At 63.9% G+C, this 20,820-nt stretch carries 24 protein-coding genes; 12 read left to right on the top strand and 12 right to left on the bottom strand.

What is annotated here, in order from left to right:
* Both QOJ24_RS11345 and QOJ24_RS11340 read right to left on the bottom strand, forming a co-directional pair.
* Positions 1-104: nuclear transport factor 2 family protein (locus QOJ24_RS11345; protein WP_526261137.1), on the bottom strand; the 104-nt coding region annotated here is incomplete at its 3' end.
* A 331-nt stretch (positions 105-435) separates the two neighbouring features.
* Entirely contained in the window at positions 436-1,026 is a 591-nt protein-coding gene (locus QOJ24_RS11340; RefSeq protein ID WP_526261129.1) for a TetR/AcrR family transcriptional regulator, read from the bottom strand.
* 229 nt (positions 1,027-1,255) lie between these two features.
* On the opposite strand from QOJ24_RS11340, the gene QOJ24_RS11335 reads away from it, so the two are divergent.
* The 5 genes from QOJ24_RS11335 to QOJ24_RS11315 are packed head-to-tail and all read left to right on the top strand — an operon-like array spanning position 1,256 to position 6,768.
* On the top strand, positions 1,256-2,122 hold the full coding sequence (locus QOJ24_RS11335) for an amidohydrolase family protein (RefSeq protein WP_526261127.1): 867 nt from the start codon (positions 1,256-1,258) through the stop codon (positions 2,120-2,122).
* 6 nt (positions 2,123-2,128) lie between these two features.
* A complete protein-coding gene (locus QOJ24_RS11330; protein ID WP_526261125.1) occupies positions 2,129-4,354 on the top strand; it encodes an acyl-CoA dehydrogenase family protein in 2,226 nt (741 codons plus the stop codon).
* Between the two features lie 37 nt (positions 4,355-4,391).
* A complete protein-coding gene (locus QOJ24_RS11325) occupies positions 4,392-5,582 on the top strand; it encodes an amidohydrolase family protein (RefSeq protein ID WP_526261123.1) in 1,191 nt (396 codons plus the stop codon).
* A complete protein-coding gene (locus QOJ24_RS11320) occupies positions 5,554-5,877 on the top strand; it encodes a hypothetical protein (RefSeq protein WP_526261139.1) in 324 nt (107 codons plus the stop codon). Before QOJ24_RS11325 ends, QOJ24_RS11320 begins: the two co-directional genes overlap by 29 nt.
* A 27-nt stretch (positions 5,878-5,904) precedes the next feature.
* Complete coding sequence (locus tag QOJ24_RS11315) at positions 5,905-6,768, top strand: type 1 glutamine amidotransferase domain-containing protein (protein WP_526261121.1); 864 nt, start codon at positions 5,905-5,907, stop codon at positions 6,766-6,768.
* Between the two features lie 4 nt (positions 6,769-6,772).
* On the opposite strand, the gene QOJ24_RS11310 is transcribed toward QOJ24_RS11315, so the two are convergent.
* On the bottom strand, positions 6,773-7,618 hold the full coding sequence (locus QOJ24_RS11310) for a mycofactocin-coupled SDR family oxidoreductase (RefSeq protein ID WP_526261135.1): 846 nt from the start codon (positions 7,616-7,618) through the stop codon (positions 6,773-6,775).
* A gap of 34 nt (positions 7,619-7,652) precedes the next feature.
* Here QOJ24_RS11310 and QOJ24_RS11305 point away from each other — a divergent pair, with 34 nt between their 5' ends.
* The 3 genes from QOJ24_RS11305 to QOJ24_RS11295 all read left to right on the top strand — a co-directional run bounded on the left by QOJ24_RS11305 (position 7,653) and on the right by QOJ24_RS11295 (position 10,363).
* On the top strand, positions 7,653-9,023 hold the full coding sequence (locus QOJ24_RS11305; protein ID WP_526261119.1) for a WS/DGAT/MGAT family O-acyltransferase: 1,371 nt from the start codon (positions 7,653-7,655) through the stop codon (positions 9,021-9,023).
* Between the two features lie 13 nt (positions 9,024-9,036).
* Positions 9,037-9,540: a lipoprotein LpqH gene (locus QOJ24_RS11300; RefSeq protein WP_526261117.1), complete on the top strand. Its 504-nt coding sequence runs from the start codon at positions 9,037-9,039 to the stop codon at positions 9,538-9,540.
* Positions 9,541-9,610: 70 nt separating this feature from the next.
* Positions 9,611-10,363 carry a YwaF family protein gene (locus QOJ24_RS11295; protein ID WP_526261115.1) on the top strand — a complete coding sequence of 251 codons (753 nt, stop codon included), beginning with the start codon at positions 9,611-9,613 and terminating at the stop codon, positions 10,361-10,363.
* Between the two features lie 18 nt (positions 10,364-10,381).
* Here the strand turns inward: QOJ24_RS11295 and QOJ24_RS11290 are convergent, their stop codons facing one another.
* Both QOJ24_RS11290 and QOJ24_RS11285 read right to left on the bottom strand, forming a co-directional pair.
* On the bottom strand, positions 10,382-11,206 hold the full coding sequence (locus QOJ24_RS11290; RefSeq protein ID WP_526261113.1) for a hypothetical protein: 825 nt from the start codon (positions 11,204-11,206) through the stop codon (positions 10,382-10,384).
* Positions 11,203-11,832 (bottom strand): TetR/AcrR family transcriptional regulator, encoded by a 630-nt coding sequence (locus tag QOJ24_RS11285; RefSeq protein WP_526261111.1) that lies wholly within the window; start codon positions 11,830-11,832, stop codon positions 11,203-11,205. Before QOJ24_RS11285 ends, QOJ24_RS11290 begins: the two co-directional genes overlap by 4 nt.
* Before the next feature lie 139 nt (positions 11,833-11,971).
* Between QOJ24_RS11285 and QOJ24_RS11280 the strand changes: the two genes are divergently transcribed.
* The 3 genes from QOJ24_RS11280 (at position 11,972) to QOJ24_RS11270 (ending at position 15,106) form a co-directional block, all read left to right on the top strand.
* Positions 11,972-12,928 carry an alpha/beta fold hydrolase gene (locus QOJ24_RS11280; protein ID WP_526261109.1) on the top strand — a complete coding sequence of 319 codons (957 nt, stop codon included), beginning with the start codon at positions 11,972-11,974 and terminating at the stop codon, positions 12,926-12,928.
* Positions 12,929-13,023: 95 nt separating this feature from the next.
* The gene (locus QOJ24_RS11275; protein WP_526261107.1) at positions 13,024-13,626 is read left to right on the top strand and encodes a TetR/AcrR family transcriptional regulator; all 603 of its coding nucleotides are present in this window, start codon (positions 13,024-13,026) and stop codon (positions 13,624-13,626) included.
* A 31-nt stretch (positions 13,627-13,657) separates the two neighbouring features.
* Positions 13,658-15,106, top strand: coding sequence for a phospholipase D-like domain-containing protein (locus QOJ24_RS11270; RefSeq protein WP_526261105.1), 1,449 nt, complete (start codon positions 13,658-13,660; stop codon positions 15,104-15,106).
* A gap of 16 nt (positions 15,107-15,122) precedes the next feature.
* Here the strand turns inward: QOJ24_RS11270 and QOJ24_RS11265 are convergent, their stop codons facing one another.
* From QOJ24_RS11265 to QOJ24_RS11240, 6 genes are all read right to left on the bottom strand, one after another.
* A complete protein-coding gene (locus QOJ24_RS11265; RefSeq protein WP_526261103.1) occupies positions 15,123-15,533 on the bottom strand; it encodes a hypothetical protein in 411 nt (136 codons plus the stop codon).
* Positions 15,534-15,669: 136 nt separating this feature from the next.
* Positions 15,670-15,993, bottom strand: coding sequence for a putative quinol monooxygenase (locus QOJ24_RS11260; protein ID WP_526261101.1), 324 nt, complete (start codon positions 15,991-15,993; stop codon positions 15,670-15,672).
* Between the two features lie 8 nt (positions 15,994-16,001).
* Positions 16,002-16,931 (bottom strand): NAD-dependent epimerase/dehydratase family protein, encoded by a 930-nt coding sequence (locus QOJ24_RS11255; protein ID WP_526261099.1) that lies wholly within the window; start codon positions 16,929-16,931, stop codon positions 16,002-16,004.
* 16 nt (positions 16,932-16,947) lie between these two features.
* Entirely contained in the window at positions 16,948-17,451 is a 504-nt protein-coding gene (locus QOJ24_RS11250) for a nuclear transport factor 2 family protein (protein WP_526261097.1), read from the bottom strand.
* A gap of 2 nt (positions 17,452-17,453) precedes the next feature.
* On the bottom strand, positions 17,454-17,924 hold the full coding sequence (locus QOJ24_RS11245; protein WP_526261095.1) for a VOC family protein: 471 nt from the start codon (positions 17,922-17,924) through the stop codon (positions 17,454-17,456).
* Between the two features lie 116 nt (positions 17,925-18,040).
* A complete protein-coding gene (locus QOJ24_RS11240) occupies positions 18,041-19,213 on the bottom strand; it encodes a spirocyclase AveC family protein (protein ID WP_526261093.1) in 1,173 nt (390 codons plus the stop codon).
* A 102-nt stretch (positions 19,214-19,315) separates the two neighbouring features.
* Here QOJ24_RS11240 and QOJ24_RS11235 point away from each other — a divergent pair, with 102 nt between their 5' ends.
* On the top strand, positions 19,316-19,918 hold the full coding sequence (locus tag QOJ24_RS11235; protein ID WP_526261091.1) for a TetR/AcrR family transcriptional regulator: 603 nt from the start codon (positions 19,316-19,318) through the stop codon (positions 19,916-19,918).
* A 7-nt stretch (positions 19,919-19,925) separates the two neighbouring features.
* Here QOJ24_RS11235 and QOJ24_RS11230 read toward each other — a convergent pair whose 3' ends face one another.
* Positions 19,926-20,735 (bottom strand): SDR family oxidoreductase, encoded by an 810-nt coding sequence (locus QOJ24_RS11230; RefSeq protein ID WP_526261089.1) that lies wholly within the window; start codon positions 20,733-20,735, stop codon positions 19,926-19,928.
* Between the last annotated feature and the right edge of the window lie 85 nt (positions 20,736-20,820).

Genomic DNA, 20,820 nt, shown 5'->3' with positions numbered 1-20,820 from the left:
ATGGCGTCCTCGTGGTAGAGATCCCGCAACGTCGTGAAGTCGCTGCGATCGACGGCGCGACAGTAGGCGTGCACCAGCTTCCGCAGCGCAAACTCATCGAGCATTTCTTGCAGCAGCGCCTCAGTGGTCGGCATTTGCGCAGCGTAACGGGCGATCCGGGCCTAATCTCCCGACATGGACCGGATATGGCAGTGGGCGTGGGATCGGTACCGAAATAGGTACTCGTGGGCGGCGTGGGCCGTCGCGACCCTGGTCTCGATGCCGGTCTACCTTTTCTGGTCGGCCCTTGTCACTGCTGTCGCGGGATCCCACGACTACGTTCCCGCCGCCTTAGTGACAGTTGCCGCGGTGCCCGTAGTCGGTTACGTGAACATGCAGCCCGGCCGGGGCCCAGGGCGCCTTATCATCGCTGCTGGCGCCCAACCGCTATACCGGCTACCCGGAAGACCCGGAGGTCCGGGTGCCGTCGAGTAGAACTCGGGCAACCCAGTCGACTCGGCTCAGCGACTCGTCCAATGTCATCATGCCGGTGAGCACACCACTGAGTGCCGTGTTCAACGCGGCGTTCAGGCAGAACGTGATGTTCGGAATGTCGGCCGGTGAAACGCCTTCGAGGAGTCGGTTGAACATCTCGGTATTGGTGCGATTCATCTGATCGATGGTGGCCTTCGCCTCGGGATCGGTCGATGTCGCGGTCTGAAACATCAGCGTGGTCATCGCCGGGTTGCGGTGAAACGCGCGCTGGGCTCGTTGCAGGTAGTCCAGCACACCGCGCAGCGGGTCGGGATCTTGATCAATTCGGTCGCGCGACGCAAGGATTCGACGGGTCAGCCGCTTCTGCCACTCTTCCAGCGCCGCCGCGAGCAGGTGGTCCTTCGAGCTGAAATAGCGGTAGACGGTCGCCAACGCCACTCCCGACCGTTGGGCCACGTCGCGCATCTGGAGCGCCTCGGCGCCCACCTCGGCGATCAGTTCGACCACCGCTTCGATGACCTGGGCCCGCCGAATCAACTGACGGCTGGTCATGTCCGCCATCGGAACGACAGATTCAGACCGATCAGTGTTGACGGTCTAGCCTCCGTCCTGGATTCGAGAACTCGCTTCTCATTTGCGCTATATAGATGCCAGCGGCTACCGCAAAACGGCCGGAAACTGCAGCTAGCGACGCCATGCTACCTTGACACAAGTAGAACCACGTTTCAATACTGTCCGGGGTCGCGGTGGGCCCTGTGCGCTTGCGCGATCGGAGGATTCCATGGCCGGACCTGTCGGTCTGCCGGTGATCGACACGATGATCGGGTTTCCTCACGCGGGGTCCGCTCAATACGACTTCATCCGTAAGCAGACCAAGGACCGCCAGTCCAAGGAGGACTTCGAGTTCCCGGTCGAATACATGTTCAAGGACGTGCCCAACGGGCTGCCCACGGACGACCCGGTGTCTCTGGTGCTCCAGCAGATGGACCGGTTCGGCATCGAGAAGGCGATGATCGGTGTCGGCGAGGACTCCGCCCAACTCGCACTCGAAACGTTTCCCGACCGCTTCGTACCCTCCGGCGCTCTCGTCGACCCCAACGACGTGATGGGGTCGGTGAACGCGATCCGTCGCGAGTACGAACAGTTCGGTATCCGGGCGACATCCGTGTTCCCCGCGGGAACCTTTCCCCAAGTGCCCATCGACGACCCGAAGATGTATCCGATCTATGCCACCTGCGTCGAACTCGGCATCCCGATCTTCGTCTGTGCCGGTGTTCCGGGTCCGCGAGTTCCGTTTACACCGCAGGAGGTTTCACGCATCGACATCGTGATGTTCGACTTCCCCGATCTGGTATTCGTGACCCGCCACGGCTGCGAGCCGTGGGAGGATCTGGCGGTCAAGCTGATGCTGAAGTGGCCCAACCTGTACTACTCGACATCAGCATTTGCGCCTAAGTACTACCCGAAGCCCATCGTCGACTATGCGAATTCTCGCGGCGCGGACAAAGTTCTCTACGCCGGTTATTTTCCGATGGGCCTGTCGCTGGAGCGCATCTTCAGTGAGCTTCCCAACGTCGCGCTCAAGGACGAAGTGTGGCCGAAGTTCCTGTACGGCAACGCTGCTCGGATTCTTGGTCTGGACGGCTGACAAACGATGGCACTCGCGATCACGGCTGAGCAGGAACACCTTGTCGACGCCATCAGCCGGTTCGCCGGCCGACATGCGCCGATCGACAAGACCCGCGCATCCTTCGACTCGATCGCAGCGGGTGAACTACCGCCGTGGTGGCAGGAATTCGTTGCGCGCGGCTTTCATGCGGTGCACCTGCCTGAGCGGGACGGCGGTCAAGGCGGAAACCTCGCGGATATGGCCTGTGTGGTCGAGGCGGCCGCCGCAGCGCTACTGCCCGGCCCGCTGCTGAGTACGGCGACCGCAAGCGCCGTCGCGAGCCTCGCCCAGGCGCCTGCTGAGCCGCTCATCGCCGATCTGGTCGCCGGCGCGACCGCAGTTGTCGTGCTGCCCGAGCACTCCGATATCCAGGCTGTCCCCGAAGGAACCGGATGGCGGCTCAACGGCTCGTCCGGATCGCAGTTGGGAATCCTTGGCGCCCAGTATATTTTGCTGACTGGGCGCACAGGTGACGGCGCCGAAGTGTGGCTCACGCTCGACGCGCGTTCTCCGGGGCCGGGCCTGCATGTCGTAGAGCAGCAGGGCACCGACCTCTGTACCGACGTGGGGGTGCTCCAGCTCATCGACTACTCCGTGCCGGCAAGTGCCGCCTTGTCCGGGATATCCACCGAACGTGTCCGCTGCATCGTGTTGGCGTTCGCGGCCTGCGCAGCCGGGGGCACTGTGCGTCACTGCGCCGACGCGGCGACCGAATACATCCGCACCCGCGAGCAGTTCGGCAGACCCATCGGTGCGTTCCAGGCGCTGCAGCACAAGGCGGCCGTGCTGCTGGTGAACTCCGAACTGGCCGCCGCGGCCGCCTGGGATGCGGTACGGGCGGCCGACGAATCCATCGAACAGCACCGGATGGCCGCAGCCACCGCCGCATTGATGGCGATCGGTACGGCGCCAGACCTGGTACTTGACGCGCTGCTGATGTTCGGTGCGATCGGCTACACATGGGAGCACGACACCCATCTGTACTGGCGCCGCGCCACCAGCCTGGCTGCATCGCTGGGACCTCTGACGCGGTGGAGCCGGGAGGTGGGGGAGTTGGCCCGCACGCAGAAGCGTTCCACTGCAGTGAATCTCGGCGACGTCGAATCCGAGTTTCGTGCCCGGGTCTCGGCAACGCTGGATGAAGCGATGGCGCTGGCTAATGACCACCCGTCCGATGACGTGAGAAACCCCGGTCTTGCCACGGGGTCGCAGCGGGATCTGCTGGCCCGCGAAGGCCTGGTCGCGCCGAACCTTGCTTCTCCGTGGGGTCTTGATGCATCCGCGGTACAACAGGTGATCATCGCCGAAGAGTTCGACAAGCGACCCGACCTGATCAGACCGTCGCTGGGCATCGCCGAGTGGATTCTGCCCACGATTCTCGACAGTGGAACCAACGCGCAACGTGAGCGGTTCGCGGGGCCCATCCTGCGTGGCGTTCAACAATGGTGCCAACTGTTCAGTGAACCCGGGGCAGGCTCGGACCTGGCTTCGCTGGCTACCCGCGCCGTCAAGGTCGATGGTGGATGGATCATCAACGGACACAAGATCTGGACCTCGCTGGCGAATCGGGCCCACTTCGGGGCGATGCTGGCGCGAACGGATCCGGATGCACCGAAACACGGTGGGATCGGCTACTTCCTGATCGATATGACCTCGCCGGGCATCGAGGTCTCGCCGATCAAACAGGCCAGCGGCCGCGCCGAGTTCAACGAGGTCTTCTTCACCGACGTGTTCGTGCCCGACGACATGCTCGTCGGCGAGGCCGACGGCGGCTGGGGGCTGGCCGTCTCGACGATGGCCGTCGAACGAACGGCGATCGGTAACTACGTCACCATCGATCGCGCCGACGCCCTTCGGCGGATGGCGGAGGTCGACGGCCGAGAACAGGACGCGGCGCTCCGCGCTCTCGGCGACGTCGAGGCCTATACAACCGCGATCAAGGCGCTGGTGCTACGCGAAACCCTGCGGCTCGTCGAAGGTCAGGGCGCAGGCCCGACTTCGAGCATCGCCAAGTACGCGATGGTCACGCTGCTGCGTCGAGCACACACCGAAACCCTGCGCCTCACGGGTCGCATCGCGATGCTGGAGGAGTCCGACCCGGCCGTGTTCCAGCCCTACTTCGACGCCCCCGCCGAACTCATCGGCGGTGGTACGCCGGAGATCCAACTCACGGTCATCGCATCGATGATCCTCGGGCTGCCGCGCAAGTAGACGACCAACAGCCCACCGCAGAAAGGATGTCGCCACGATGACACAGCTTCCCTTCAAGTACTTCGACTGCGACAACCACTATTACGAGGCCGTCGACGCGTTCACCCGCCACATCGAGCCGCAGTACCGGAAGCGAGCCATTCAGTGGGCTCAGCTCGACGGCAGGCAACGGCTGCTCGTCGGCGGCAGGGTGAACCGCTTCATTCCCAACCCGACGTTCGACCCCGTCGGTAAACCCGGCGCGCTCGACGAGTACTTCCGCGGCCGCAACCCGAAAGGCGCGGACTTGAACGCGTTGTTCGGTGAGCTCGAGCCGATCAGTCCTGCATATCGCGACCGTGACGCGAGGCTTGCTCTCATGGACGAACAGGGCATGCAGGGCGCCATCCTGCTTCCCACCCTCGGCGTGGGTATGGAGCAGGCGCTACTGCCGGACCTGGACGCCGCGGCCGCCACCTTCCGCGCCTTCAACCGTTGGATGGACGAGGACTGGGGATTCGCATACAAGGAGCGGATCTTCGGCGCGCCCTACATCACCCTGTGTAAACCGGACAACGCGATCCGGGAGCTGGAGTGGGCGCTGGAGCGTGACGCACGATTCATAGTGATGGTGCCGGGACCCATCACGACCGACGTCGGCATGCGTGCGCCCGGCGATCCGATGTTCGACGACTTCTGGCGGCTGGCCAACGATTCGGGCATCACGGTGTGCTACCACTCCGGCGAGACGTACTACTCGAAGTTCATGCCGGCATGGGGCGAGTCGGACTACATGATGTCGTTTCAGGCACTCCTCGGATTCCGGTCACTGTTCTCCGGGGACGCACTGCAGGACACGTTCGCCAACCATCTGCACAACGGCCTGTTTCTCCGCTTCCCCAACCTGCGGATGGCATCCATCGAAAGTGGTTCGGCGTGGGTGTTTCACCTGTTCGAAAAGCTGTCGAAGTCCTACGGTCAGATTCCGCAGATCTACAAGGAGGACCCGCGCGAAACCTTCCGGCGGCACGTCTGGGTGTCGCCGTTCTACGAGGACGAATTGGCGAGCCTGCTCAAGTTGCTCGGCGTGAAGCGCATCATCATGGGCTCGGACTTCCCCCATGTCGAAGGTTTGGCGGATCCTGCGTCCTACATCAAGGATCTGGAGAACTTCGACTACACCCCGGATGAGTGCCGGACTGTCATGCGCGACAACGGTCTTGAGCTCTCGATTCGTCAGCCTGTATGACCGCCGCGCGATGAGGGTGGAGAAGTCGAACCTGGTTGCCATGCTGTTGGAGGCCGGGGAGGAGAACGCCGCGGTGCTGCTCGCCCGCTCTCAGTTGCCCGACGAATTGGACACCGACCGCGACCTGGACACCTTGGTGTCATTCGGATTGGACCGCGACCAGGTCGACGAGATCGCGCGGCTGACGATCGGCGCCATCGAACCAAACGACGTCAACGTCCGTCGTAGGCGCGATCAACTGGAGAAGACCGTCTCTCGCCGGTGGGCTGACCTGGTCGACCGCTGGAGGTCATAGCGCGCCGCGGTGACACAATCGTCACCGATGGCCACAGTCCTGATACCGATTCCAGACAGGGACTTCGACCCGACCGAGGTCGCGGTCAGCTGGCAGGTCCTCACCGGCCGGGGGCACATCGTGGTCTTCAGTACCGAGAGTGGCCGACCCGGTGCGGCGGACGGCATCATGGTGTCGGGCCGCGGCCTCGATGTGTGGTCGAAGGTTCCCGGGCTGTCCGGACTGGTCGGCGTCGGACGGATTCTGCGCGCCAACCGCGAAGCCCGCAGCGCGTACGCGAAGATGCTGGACTCGGCGGCGTTCCAGAACCCCATCGCCTGGGCCGACGCGGGACTCGACGACGTCGACGCCCTGGTGCTTCCCGGCGGCCACCGCGCACGTGGGATGCGCCGCTATATCGACAGCAAGGTGTTGCAGCGCCTGGTGGCCGAAGCGTTCACGCGCGGCACGCTCGTCGCCGCGATTTGTCACGGCGTGCTCCTGGCAGCCCGGTCCATCGATGCGTCGACGGGACGCTCGGTTCTCTACGGCCGCAAGACCACCGCGCTGACTTGGGATTTCGAACGACGGGCATGGCGGTTGACCCGCGTCACGAGATTCTGGGATCCCGACTATTACCGAACGTACTCAGAGCAGCCCGGCGATCCCGTCGGCCATATGTCAGTGCAGAAGGAAGTCACCCGCGCACTGGAAAATCCGAGCGACTTCCGCAATGTCGAAAGCGATTCCCGGCACCGTCGCGTCCAGACGTCGGGTATGGCGCGAGACACCGCGACCGACTCGCGACCGGCGTTCGTGGTCGACGACGGCAACTACATCTCCGCGCGCTGGCCGGGGGACACGCATACCTTCGCCGCGGCCGTGTCTGCGCGGTTGCGCGAGAAGTGTTGACCCGTCAGAACTTTGCGACGGCTCCAGCGTCGACCGGCAGCGCCGCTCCGGTGATGTACTTCGCCTCGTCGGAGGCGAGGAACAGCACGGCATTGCTGACTGCTCGGGCCTCGATCAGTGGGGCGGGCAGCATGTGAAAGTGCCCGATCACCGCGGCGGCGTCGTCCATCGTCGGCTCAGCGAGGTCGGGTCGCAGGGTGCGGTGGAACCATTCGTTGTCGAGCATCGGCGTCCGGATGTTGCCGGGGTGGATCGAGTTCACTCTGATCCACTGCGGTGCAAGCTCATTGGCCAGTGAGTTCATCAGCCCGACGACGGCGTGCTTGGCCGAGGCGTAGCCCGCCATGTAGCCGCCGCCCCGCAATCCGAGCATCGAGCTGACCAGGATGATGGATCCGCCGCGGCCGTCGGACATATGGGGCAGGGCCACCTTGGTGGTGTGCATGACGCCGGTCAGATTGATGTCGAGCATCGTCTGCCAGGACGACTCGTCGATCTGGGCGACGGGGGAGGGTGTGCCGCTGATACCGGCATTGGCGACGACGATATCGGGGCGGCCCAGCTCGTCGATTCCGCGCTGCAGCGCAGCACGAAGCCCATCGAGGTCCCTGACGTCGGCCTTCGCGGTGACGATGCGTCGATCCAGCTTCTCGACCAGTGCCGCGGTCTCGTCGAGATCGGCTTCCGTCGCTCCGGGGTAGCCGACGGTGCCGATGTCGGCGCAGACGTCGACGGCGATGATGTCGGCACCTTCCTCCGCCAGCCGAATGGCGTGCTCGCGGCCCTGGCCGCGTGCCGCACCCGTGATGAACGCGACCTTGCCGGCCACCCTGCCAATTGTGTTCGTCATCGTCACCTCCCGCGGGAAGGGTACCGTCACGTCGATGAAGCTGATCTCGCCGACCGATTCCATGTTCCTCATCGGCGAATCCCGAGAACACCCGATGCACGTCGCGGGTCTGCAGCTTTTCAAGCCTCCGGAGGGCAGCGGGTCCGACTTCATCCGCGATCTGCACGAGTCGATCGTCAAAAACGACGACTTTCAGCCCACGTTCAGGAAGCACCCCGGCAGGCTTCTCGGCGGCATCTCCAACGTCGCCTGGGCGTTCGACAACGACGTCGACATCGATTACCACCTGCGCAGGTCGGGATTGCCGCGTCCCGGGCGCATCCGCGAGTTGCTCGAGCTCGTGTCGCGGTTGCACGGCACCCTGCTCGACCGGCACCGGCCGTTGTGGGAGGCGAACCTCGTGGAGGGTCTCGACGACGGGCGGTTCGCGATCTACACCAAGATCCACCACTCACTTCTCGACGGTGTCTCCGCACAACGCCTCACGGTCCGCTCGATGACCCCGGACCCCGACGACCGGGAGATCCGAGTCCCGTGGACACTGGGCCCGAAGCGCAGAAGCAAGGGCTCGAGCGAGTCGCGTTCAGTGCTGCAGTCGATCACCGGAGCGGTCGGATCGGTCGCCTCCCTGGCTCCTTCGGCGCTTTCGGTGACCAGGGCTGCGCTCCTGGAACAGCAACTGACCCTGCCGTTTCGGGCACCGAAGACGATGTTCAACGTGCCGATCGGCGGAGCGCGACGGGTGGCGGCGCAGTCGTGGCCGCTGGCGCGGATCCGCGCCATCAAGTCCGCCGCCGGCGTCACCGTCAACGATGTCGTCCTGGCGATGTGCTCGGGAGCGCTGCGTGCCTACCTCATCGAACGCGACGCGTTGCCGGAAACACCCTTGGTGGCAATGGTTCCGGTGAGCCTGCGCACGAAGGACGAGCAGGACGCCGGCGGGAACATGGTCGGCACGATCCTGTGCAATTTGGCCACTGACACCGCCGACCCCGCCAAGCGACTCGACGCGATCAACACCTCGATGCGCGACAACAAGAAGGTGTTCGCACAGCTTCCCCGCAGCCAGGCGCTCGCGCTGTCGGGGTTCCTGGCGGGCGGCATCGCGCTCGGGTTGGTGCCCGGGTTCGTGTCGTCGGCGCCGCCGCCTTTCAACATCGTCATCTCCAACGTCCCCGGTGCGCGTGAACCGATGTACTGGAACGGAGCCCGACTCGACGGCAACTATCCGCTGTCGATCGCGTTGGACGGACAAGCCCTGAACATCACGATCACCAACACCGCCGACAACCTCGACTTCGGCCTCGTCGGATGCCGCCGCAGCGTTCCGCACCTGCAGCGGCTGCTCACCCACCTCGAGGACTCGTTGGCCGATCTGGAGCGAGCCGTCGGCATTGCGACCTGATGCGCTGACATCCGTGTTGCGTCATCGGCCCGTTCGGCGGATCGGCACGATAGCGGCCGCCGCCGTGATGGCCGCGTCGGCAGCGAGCTGTTCCTCGTCCATGTCGGGCAAGGCGGCGGGTCCGCAGACCGGCGACTCCTCGGCATCAGCGGGTGGGGCGAAGGTTGTCGTGGGATGGCGACCTCGACAGATCACGGGCGATGTCGTGTGTGTTCTGGGGCCGACGGGGGAGCTGAACATCACCGTCGGCGGGCCGGAGACAACCGGACCAGGCCCCGCAACACCCCCGCAACTCATCGCAGACCTGACGCTCACGGAGGGTCCGGCATACGTTTCACTGCTGGCGATCACCCTTCCCGACATCACACTGTCGATAGGGCGCTACCGGGACGTCGAACAACCGAACGTGACGAAAGAAGGCAAGAGCTACCGAATCGTCGGCCAGGGTGCGGTCGGCGATGTGCCCGGCAAAAGGCCCGAATACCAGCAGTTCGAGGTCGAGGTCACATGCCCGTGACCCGAGCGGCGCCCCCGACATTCCCGCTCGTAATCCTGATGACGGTGGGTGTCGCCTGCCATCATTGTCGATGAACGAGGAGTTGATCGAGCTGAACTCTGCACAGCGGGAATTCACGGCGTACGGCCCATCGCACCTGGTGGTGCTCGCGCTGTTCGTTGTCGGCGCGGTGCTGCTGGTCTGGATCGGACGCAGACAATCCGAATCGCAGGCCCGGGTGTTCGGGCGTGCCTTCGCAGTTCTGCTCGTCGCAGCCTTCGTCGTGGCGTTCGTATACAAACTGGTGCGGCCAGATCTTGACACGTCGATCCCGCTGCAACTGTGCGATATCGCGGAGCTGATCGCGGCGTATGCCCTGTGGTCGCAACGGCATTGGGCGTTCGTCCTCGGTTACTACTGGGGCCTCGTGCTGAACTCTCAGGCGTTGTTCACGCCAGACATAGGCACACCGGAGGAAGGTGCCCCAGACTTCCCGCACCATCTCTTCATCACGTTCTTCACGCTGCACGTGCTCGTCGTGTGGTCGGCCATCTATCTCACGTGGGGACGCCGAAACCGGCCGCGGTGGCGCGACTACCGCTTCGCGATCATCGTGACCCTGGGGTGGGCGGCGTTCACGTTCACCTTCAACGCGATCACCGGAACCAACTACGGCTACCTCAACAGGAAGCCGCCCACCGCGTCGCTGCTGGACGTACTGGGTCCGTGGCCGGTGTATCTGCTGGTCGAGGTTGCGATAGTCATCATCGTCTGGGCCCTGATGACATGGCCGTGGCAGCGGACACGGCGCAGCGCCGAAGAAAGTCCGAGCGTGGCCGCCTGACGTCGGCGCGCGGCCCGGCTAGGGGTGGGCGGCCAAGAACGTCTCGTTCGATAGACCGGCCGACAACTCGTCGACGTCGAAGGGCCGGTCCAGCAGGGCGTGCAGCTCCTGGCGATCGGTGAGCAGGCTGATCTCGAAAGTCTGTCGCGCAAACAGTCGCCCGATCCGCGGGTAGAGGCGACGCATGATCGCCCGCTCGACAGGGGTGCAGCGGGCGGCACAGTATCCGACGTGGCCCACTTCGTCCGTGAGGATCTCGCTGTAGAGCCGGTCGATCCGTGAAGCCACGTCTGGCTCGTCGGCGAACAGCTCGACACCGATGCGACGCAGCTGGTGGAACATGATGCAACCCGCCATTTCGGCTGCGCCAACGAACATGAAACCCATTCTCTCGGGCAGGAATACAGCGGTTTTCACGAACTGTCGCATCACCAGCGGCGGTGCGACAACCTGGAACGGCAGATCGAAGATGTTCAGCACATAGGCCAGCAGGCGGGTGTGGTAGTGCTCCTCGAGTTCCATGTACACCCGTTCGGGCGGTACGTCGTCGCCGCTGTTTTGTCCGTAGGTTTCTCCGAGCCCGACGCCGAAACGTTCGGCCTGGTTCAGCTTGGCGGTGGCCAACAGAAAGAGGAGTTGCCGGTCGACACCCGATTCGGGGCGTCGACGGCGCAGGTTCCGCGCGAATACCTGCCGATCAACATGATGCGCAGAGCGGACAGGATCTGCCTCCAACGCCGCGAAGAACTCCTCCCGGCTGCTCAGTCGTCGATTCAGCAGGTCGGCCTCACCATCGCGATGCTCCAGGTAAGCGCGGTAGCCGTCAATCCCATTGTTGTTCATCGTGTTTCCATTCCCTCGATCATCGTCTTCACGTACCTCTCCATGAGGGCCGCCCGTGTCTTGGACGAGCTCTTGTCGGTCGCCAGCAGTGCGAACAGCCCCGTCAGGAAGAACACCCCGAGTTCACCCGGATCTCGGTCACTAGTCACCCGCCCGGCGCGTTGCGCTCTGGTGATCGCGGTGATCAGGAATTCGGCAAGCGGATGCGCGCCCAACTCGTCCTGCACCGGGCGGGCGGAGGAGAAGTGCAGCCCCAGCATGTCCCGGAAGAACACCGGACCCAAGCGGCGTTCGGCGGCCAGTACCTCGCGGACCAACATCGACAGCACCGACGACAGATCTGTGGGCTTGGAGTGCTTGGCGTCGAGTCGGGACACGATCTTGGCTTCCTCGGACCGTTCCACCTCGACGACGACATGCTCCTTGGTCGGGAAGTGAAAGTAGAACGTTCCGCGTGACACCCCGACTGCCGCAGCGATGGTGCTGACGTCCGCACCAGCCAAACCGGACCGGGCGATCTCTGCCGCCGCGGCGTCGAACAATCGGGCGCGCGTCTCGAGGCGCTGAGCCTCGCGCGCACTCATCGTCGGCGGCACATCGTCTGTCGTAGACGTCGGCGAGTGCATGTCAGGAACGTACGGCACTCGCTGGCGGGTGTCAATGACAGGCGTCAGCGAACTTCTATAATGCGAGCGAGTCACCCGTAAACGGCAGGCCAGTGCGAATCGCGTAACCTTACTCGCGAGTAAGAAAGAGGGGATTTCCGTGGTTGGCGAGACCGGGCCTTCCCGAGACGAGGCGGGCTCAGGCATCGAACCGCCGATTGCACCGCGGGTGCGTCGAGCGTTCGGGCTGCTCGAGCGTGTCGCTCCCGCGGTCGGGTCGAGATGGGCCATCGAGCTGTGGTGCACCCCGCCCGCCGTCGAGATGAGCATGCGCATGCCGCCGGGCGTCGGGGCGGGTGAGCCGGTCGAGGCCAGCTGGTCTGGACACCGGATCGCCGGGGAAGCGTGGGGCGACGGCCCCGCGGTGTACTTGGTGCACGGATGGGGCGGCTGCCGCGCACACCTGGGAGTCTTCGTCAAACCGCTCGTCGAGGCGGGACATCGGGTCATCGCCTTCGATCTGCCCAGCCACAACGAATCAGATCCTGGCGAACTCTCGCCAGGACGGACGACGATCGTCGAGTGCGCTGAAGCGGTGCGGGCATTCGTGTCTGCGCACGGGCCCGCGCGCGGGATCGTGGCGCATTCACTCGGCGCCAAGGCCGCCGCGCTCGCAGTGTCGAGAGGGATGCAGGTCGAACGCCTTGCGTTCTTGGCCCCGATGGGCGACTTCTCGTGGTACCTGGATCTGTTCGCCGAAAAACACGGATTCGGTCCCCGCATCCAAACGGGCCTGCAACGTCGCCTCGACAGGCGACTGAACATGCCACTGCTCGACACTGACATCTCCGCGGTGGCCCCTCGCATCGGCAATCCGCCGCCGCTTCTGGTGGTGCACGACCCCGACGATCCTGACAGTCCCCACGCAATGAGTGAGGAAATTGTCAGCGCTTGGTCTGGAGCGAAGCTGGTGACCACCCGCGGGCTCGGACGTCTGGCCCACTACCGCATCCTGCGGCATCGTCCCGCGATTACAGCCGCCGTCGATTTCATCGGTCGTGCGCCTGGCCGCGCCGACGAACCGGTTGCCGGGCAACAGCCCGCGATCCGGCAGTAACCGAAGAGCGCGCCGACCGTCAGTAAAAGCTTTGCGTTGTATAGGTGCACGTCAGAACGCCGGTGGTGACGTTGGAGAGATGCTATTTTTCGACCGTGGACGTCCAAGCGGGTCGGGATGCGGTCGACGCCGCGTTGACTCTATTGGCAGAGCAGGGCTTTGACGCCACGTCGACGGCGCAGATCGCGGAGGTAACCGGCATCCCGACCGACGATGTCGTGCACACCCTCGGAACCAAAGAGGCGATCATTCTGACGATCGCCGAGGAGATGCTCGGTGCCGTGGTCAACGCTTTGGCGCATATCGACCCGCAGACACCGCTGATCGAAGCGCTGATGTCGGCACACTCGACGGTGCTCGCCGAGATCATCGCCGACACCGGTCCGGTCAGCCTCGACCGCATGCGCCGGATGGGCAAGGCCATCACGTCGTCGCCCGATCTGCAGAAGAAGGTCGCCGCTCAACGGGTCGAAATGCTCACCGGTGTGCTCGCCGACCGGTTCGGAGCGCCTACGACAGATCGGCGGGTTCAGTCGGGGCTGAAGCTTTGGTCCGCCGTACTCGCGGCAACGTACCTGGATGTGCTGGACAGGCACGGTCACTTCGACCCCCTCGTCGATGAGGAGTCGCCAGAGTACATGCGTAACAGACTTAATCGGGCGTTCCGCATCGTCACCGGCCGCGGGACAAGGGCGTAGCAAGAGGCCTACGAGTGGGTACACACAGCGGATGTCCGCGCTGCTGATTTCCGGCCAGACGTGCTGGCGGATTGCGCGTGCTGACCGATTCGCGTGCATCGTCGATGCAGCCGATTACTTCAAGCATGTCAAGACGGCGATGTTGCGTGCCCAGCACCGGATCACGCTGATCGGCTGGGATCTCGACGCCAGGATGACGTTCGAGCGGGGCGAGAAAACCTTGCCTGGCCCCAACCAGCTCGGCGCTTTTCTCTACTGGATGTTGTGGAAGCGACCCAATCTCGAGGTGTATTTGCTGAAGTCCAATCTCCGGCTGCTGCCTGCGTTCGACGGCATCTGGTTCGGGCTCACCCCGGTGTCATTCGTCAATCAGTTCAGCAGCAGGCGGATGCACTTCGCCATCGACGGCGCCCGCCCGATGGGAGCCGTGCATCACCAGAAGATCGCCGTGATCGATGATTCGGTTGCTTTCTGCGGTGGCCTCGACCTCACGGTCGACCGGTGGGACACGAGCGCGCACGAGCACGACAATCGAGGGCGCCGGACGGTGGGGCGCAGCTACGGCCCGCGTCACGAAGTCGGGGCGGCGGTCGACGGCGAGGCCGCCTGCGCTCTCAGTGAACAAGCTCGCGAGCGGTGGGAGACGGCGACGGGTCTTCCGTTGCCGCCGGTCGATGCCAAGCACGAGGCCTGGCCGAGCAAGCTGGAACCGACAATGCGCAACGTCGATGTCGGTATCGCGCGCACCTTGCCTGAACTGGAAGGGCGCGACGAAGTGCGCGAGGTGGAGGCGCTCAACCTCGCCGCTATTGCGGCGGCGCGCCACACCATCTATCTGGAGAATCAGTATCTGGCAGCGTCACGGGTCGCCGATGCGCTGGCTTCTCGGCTGGCCGAGAGCGACGGTCCGGAAGTCGTCATCGTCCTTCCACGAAGGGGCAGCAATCGGCTGGAGCGGGAGACGATGGACGGCGCTCGCCACCGACTCATCCATGTGCTGTGGGAAGCCGACGAACACGGCCGATTGGGCATCTACTACCCGGTGACCGACGGAGGTACATCGATCTACGTCCATTCCAAAGTCATGGTGATCGATGATCACCTGCTGCGGATCGGGTCGTCGAACCTCAACAATAGGTCGATGGGTTTCGACAGTGAGTGCGACATCGCGATCGAAGCGCACTCGCAGAACAACGGCCTCCGTCGCCAAATCACCGCAGTACGAAATCAATTGGTATCCGAACATCTTGGGGTGCCTGGCGATCGACTCGAAAAGGCGGTGACACGCTCGCACTCGTTACGCAACGCGGTCGAGGAACTTCACGGGGAGGGCAAGACGTTGCGGCCCTTCACCGAGCAGACGGTGGCCGGCGAAGCCAGCCCGCTTGCGGAGAACGATCTGATGGACCCCGACCACGTCCCACAATCGCTGACTCAGAGCGTGCAACGGTTCATCGCAGGGCTGAGGCCCGACCGCTGATTCGTATCAGCGGGCATCAGTCGCTGATGCGCGTCGCGTTGGCGATGCCCGGTTCGACGGTGCCACATATCTCTGGCTGGAGAAAAGTCATGACGCTCGTGTAGTTCTGCACGACGCCCGTCGGATTGCTGGGGGTGATCACGGTTTCCGTCGGTCCGCAACCGCCTCCGGCAGTCGATGTCCAGCCGGCGCCGGTCCATGTGAGGTTCACCGGGTTGCCCCCCGCCGTCGCTACCGCATCGCATCCTGGACACTTCGAGGAAATGTGCACGATTGCACCTGCGGTGGCCGCCCGGTATTGCCCGACGGCGCTGTACGTGCCGCTGAGCAGTGGACCGTCGGGAGCTGCAGCGGCAGTCGCCGCCAAAGTGAGCGGAACCGCACCAGCGAGTAAGCCCGCAACGGCCATGCGATGGCTAATCTTCATGATTGTCTCCGTCTGTTATCCGACCCCGACGCCCTACGACCGGGCGGTTGAATTCAAGTATCACAGGCCGTAGCCAACCTTGTCGCAGCAACCGAAAAACGGGATTCCATCGCTCGTACACGGCCACCCCACGCCGCTACGTCAGGCCCTCGAACTGAGAAGCTACCGCCGCAGCACCGGGACTGACGTACTGCTTGATCTGTGGCATGCCCTCGATGAGCCCCAGGAATCTGGGCACCGAGTCGTTGACCCACTCGGTCCGCCCATGTGCGGCCACCGCATCCTGATCCTGATAGACCTCCACGACGGAATAGGTGTCGAGGGCGTCGACACTTTTGGCGAAACCGTAGTAGACGACCCCGGGCTCGGTATTCGACATCGTGGCAACGTAGGTCAGCAGCTCTTCGAAGGCCGCGGCGTTCGGGGGCGGGACCGTGAAGTGGGCAATGAACGTAATCATCGGCCGCCCTACACTTTCGCCGGCTCGCCGATGACGTGATGCGAGGTATTGAGCCGGTTCTGCGCCGACTCGATCGTCAGACGCACCCCGTCACGCACCGTGACCTTGTTGGGTCCAAGGAGTTCAACCATCTTGGTGGAGTCAGCCCAGATCGGCCAGGCCCTGCTGTTCTCGGTGAATACCGGTTCTTTGCCGAGCATTTCGCCGGCGATCCGACAATATTCCTGCGTCGTCACCGGCTCGGTTCCGCCCACGTTGACGACCTCGGCCCCCACTTTGGCGATGCCCGCCGCCGCGATGGTCTTCTCGACGTAGTCCTCCTGGTAGAGGGGAGTGTGAATGTTGCGCACGCCCGGATAGACACTCACCGGCTCACCACGCATGATCTGGTCGATGCGTTGCGTGACGCCGCCACCCCGTGGCCCATAGAAGGAAAAGATGCGAACGATAACCGCAGGCAGTTGATAATCCTCACTGAGATGCTTCACCAGGAATTCCGCTGCTATCTTGCTCGCTGCGTAGTTCTCGGCCGAGGAATGAAGGCCGTAGGGGTCGTCCTCTCTCAGCGGTCTCTCACCCTGATACGCGTACAGCGATCCGGTGCTGCCGTGCACGAAGGCTTCGCAGCCCCGATACCGCCTGACCAGGCGGCCGGTAGCACCCGCGTTCACTTCATACGCGTCCTTGTGCGTTGGCGGGAGAACCGCGTAGTTGATCACCACGTCAACCGATTCGGGCAACGGCGATAGATCGGGATCCGCAAGGTCGAAGGAGATCGGCTGAGCACCGGCCCGCTGGAGGCTGCGGCGCTGCTCGGGATCGGAGAAGCGGGCGACCGCGAAGACCTCGTTGGTCTTGGCCAGTTCGACGGCTACCGGGTAGGCCACCACGCCGCTGGCGCCGGTGACGAGAACTCGTCGCCCCGAGAGTGCACTCATGCCAACCTCTTTCGTTCTACTTGGGCACAGTCGATGTGCGGCGGGCCAGCCTTGCCGCGACCATCCGCAGCCGCGTGGCAATGCCCTGGGGGAGTGGGGTAGTGATGTCTTCCCGGAGGCGGGTCACCGTCGAAGTCTTGATGCGCCAGCGTCCTCCGCTCTTTTCGTATGTTTCGTAGTAGTGGCCGTACCCGTGAAGCGTCAGAGCCGGAATCAAGCGGACCACGTCGGTGAACGCCCACACGCCCGTCGCAGTCGTCGCCGAGGCCAATGTGATTTCCGGGGCGTAGACCTGGTGCACGGTGGGTTGCGAAGATTTACCGAGGGTTCGACGGACATAGACCACGAAGTCGTCGGCTCCGACGGTCTGCCTGCCGCCGACGCCGGCAATCACACTGGTGAAGTCGTCATGGAACAGTTCGCGCCACGCGTCCCACTCTTTGGCATCGAGATGTCGGCAATACTTCGCTTTCAGCGCCTTGATGGCTTCGACCTCGAGCAACGCCGCGACATCGTCCACCCTCAATCCTTCGAACCAGGCTCAGCGGTGTCGCCCGTTGCCATGGTCGCCGGGATACTGTCGGCGTCGTAGCCACCCATGAACTCGATGGGTACGCCACCCATGGTGCAGAAGAAGAGGTTGACGCCCGGCACGTCGCCGAAGAGAACGGTGACATCGTTTGCCATCGTCCGGGCCTTGTCCTGCACGCTGATGTAGTCGTCCGTCAGAAAGGACAGCGCGGCAAGCCCTTCGGGCGCGGCCTCGCGCAGATGTTCGGGAACGTCGATCACCTCGACCAGCCCGGCATCACCGCCGCCGAGCATTGTCAGGTCCGCGCCGTCGGAGGGCGGCCAGCCCAGCGTCGTCTCCAACACCTCGCCGGGTACACGGAACTGTGTCTGGATCTCCATGCCGACGACGTCGGTCAGGAACCGGATGAAGGTGCTTGCCGAATGGCTGCGCATGACGACGTGGTGGAGTTGATTCGGCAAGTCGATACCTCGCTGTACGTGAGACGCCGGACGGCCCGTGGCGACTCACGTCATGCTAAGCGACTGCCCAGCATCAGGGCGTCGTTTTAGTGGTGCTGGCAGCGCGAAAGACGTCCTCAGTTTCCTGTCTGGAAGGGCACCGTCTGCGGAAGCCTCGAGCCTTCCGGCAGCACGAGTTGGCCGTCGACGTTGACGTACCCGGATCGCTTGGTGGGTATCGGGAGCGAGGGATCGGGGCACGGTACGTCGGTGCCGACTCCGCAGATGCCTCCGTTGAAGTACGAGCGCTTCAGGTGATCATCAGGCCAAGGGTCGGCGTGCATGGCGATCCATTGCGCGGGGACGTTGTAGAAGAAGAAGAAGCATCCGCTGACCGCGGCGAAGATCGCGAGAAAGCGGGTGAACTGCTGCCTCGCGAACCCACCCCGGACGTTGTCCAGCCCTCGTTCGACGATGGTGCGGCCGCGATCGTCGGTGAAGTAGCGCAGACAACACAGTGCGGCCTGAACACCGCCCCACATCAATCCCTCGTAGATCGGCCACTGGTGATACGTGCCTGCGAAGACGGATACGGAGCGAATCGAACCTGGGTAGGTGTAGAGCCCGAACGGCAGCATGAAGCCGGCTTCCATGACGAAGTCGAGCACGAAGGTGAATGCGTAGGTGACCATGATCAGCCGAAGGTTGCTGATGTTGGGCCAGCGCGCTTTGATCTTGCGCATCACCCAGCAGCCGAAGATCGTGAGCACCAGTACGCCTGCCGTGTAACCGGGAGCATTGATCAGAAGCGGTTCAGCGACCTGGCGACCTGGTTCCTCGGGCGACACCCAGCCGGGAATGTCCGACGACCACGAACCGCGGTTCCACAGCCAAGTGTTGTACGTGCACCACGTATTGAAGTAGTTGAGCAGCGGGTCCTGGAAAAACATCAGACCCATCGACACCAACAGCATGCCGTCGAGCGTGATTCTCCGCTCACGGCGCCAGGGCCTGACGATGAACCACCAGATTGCGACCGGCAGGAGGACGCACATGAGGATGCCGTTGAACGTGAGGAACGCCTTCATGTACATCGGTGGATCGGTCGGCCCGCCCGGCACCCGCTCGAAGTAGGGCCCGGTGACCCACCGAATCCATACGTACACCTGCACCACCAGCAGCGCCCCGCCGATGGCGGCCCAGATCGTTACCGGCCGCACCTTCGCTTTGGCGTCGGCGTCGAGCGTCGCTGCGACGTCGAGCGAGTGTGTGAGGATGGGCACCTTTTTCTTGTTCGATAGATCGCTCACGGCACTCTCATTCGACGGTCTCGGTTCATCAGACGGCGCCAAGATACCACTCAGTATCTCAGTATCCGGGGGGGTTCTCAGATTCTGTGACAGAATCGCCGCATGGTCGAGCAATGGACACGGGAGCGACGCCTCGAGCGCACGCGTGCTCTGCTGCTGGACGCCGCCGAGGAGGTGTTCGCCGAAAAAGGTTTCACGCCAGCAAGTCTCGATGACATCGCGCGTGCGGCCGGTTACACGAAGGGCGCCATCTACAAGCACTTCGCCACCAAGGAGGATCTCTTCCTCGCGGTGAGCGATCGGTACTGGCGGCGTTACTTCGACAGTTTCGCCGAAGTGCTGTCGGCGGCGACCGAAGTGGGGGCACCCGAACTCGACGCCATTGCCCACCGCTGGCGTCAGCTGAGCATCGACCGTGGAGCCGAGCATGCCGCACTGGGGCACGAGTTCACCCTCTACCTGCTACGCAACCCAGACGCCCGGGAACGGGTGGCCGCGAAAAGGTCGGAGGTCGTCGATGAATTGGCCAAATTCATCGTCGGGGGCATCGACCGGATCGGCGGGTCGCTGCTCATCCCACCGTTGACGTTCGCCCAGGTGCTCGTGGCCACTAGCGACTCGGTGGTGCTCGGCAGTCAACTCGATGACGTGGACCTCTACCGACCGATCGTGGAGATGTACGTCTCCGCCATCAAATTGCCGTGACCTCCGACTAGCCAGAGGTGCCCGAGGCCGTGGTGGCGATGCCGCCGTCGACGGGGATGATCGCCCCCGTGAGATAGGAGCCGGCCCGACTGGCCAGAAATACCGCGATGCCGGCCATGTCGTCGTCGCGGCCGATGCGGCGAAGCGGCGCCGACGCCGCGATCGAGTCGCCGAACGCATCGAGTGTCGCGGCCATCATCTTGGACCGGAACGGGCCCGGCGCCACCGCGTTGACCGTGATGTGCTGCGGTCCAAGCTCGCGGGCAAGCACTCGCGTCAGCTGGTGCAGAGCCGCCTTGCTGGCGGCATAGGAGTAGACGGGCAATTGACTGACGTGGATCCCGTCGATGCTGCCGACGTTGATGACGCGGGCGGGATCATCGGCTGTGCCTGCCTGTCGCAGAGCCGGTAACAGCGCTTGGACGAGCCAGAACGGCGACTTCAGGTTGAGGTCGAGCACCTTGTCCCACGCCGATTCGGGAAAGCTCTCCAAGGGCTCGCCCCAGGTGGCGCCTGCATTGTTGACGAGTATGTGCACGCCGTCAGAGTCGGCGGTGACCAGGTCGGCCAGCCTGAGGCACTCGTCGTGTTGCGAGAGGTCGGCCGGGATGGCCCCCACGTCGCCGAACTGGGAGAGGTGCTGCCGAGCGTCTTCGCAGGCGTCTGCCTTGCGCGAGCTGATCACGACTCGGGCGCCCGCCTGCAGCAGCCCCCGCGCCATCATCAAGCCGATCCCCCTGGTGCCGCCGGTGACGAGCGCAGCCTTCCCGGTCAGATCGAAAAGCTCTGCCTGGGTGCTGATTTGATCGTCTGTCATTCGGTCGCCTGCCTTTGGGGTCCGGATCACCGATAAAGTCCGCAATCTGCGGCGTGCTCTATACGGAGTTCTGTCAGTCTAGGTA

This window comes from Mycobacterium sp., from assembly GCF_032159775.1.
Taxonomy (GTDB): domain Bacteria; phylum Actinomycetota; class Actinomycetes; order Mycobacteriales; family Mycobacteriaceae; genus Mycobacterium.
Note: the sequence above shows the minus strand (reverse complement) of the source record. Positions and strands in the feature narration are given on the sequence as shown.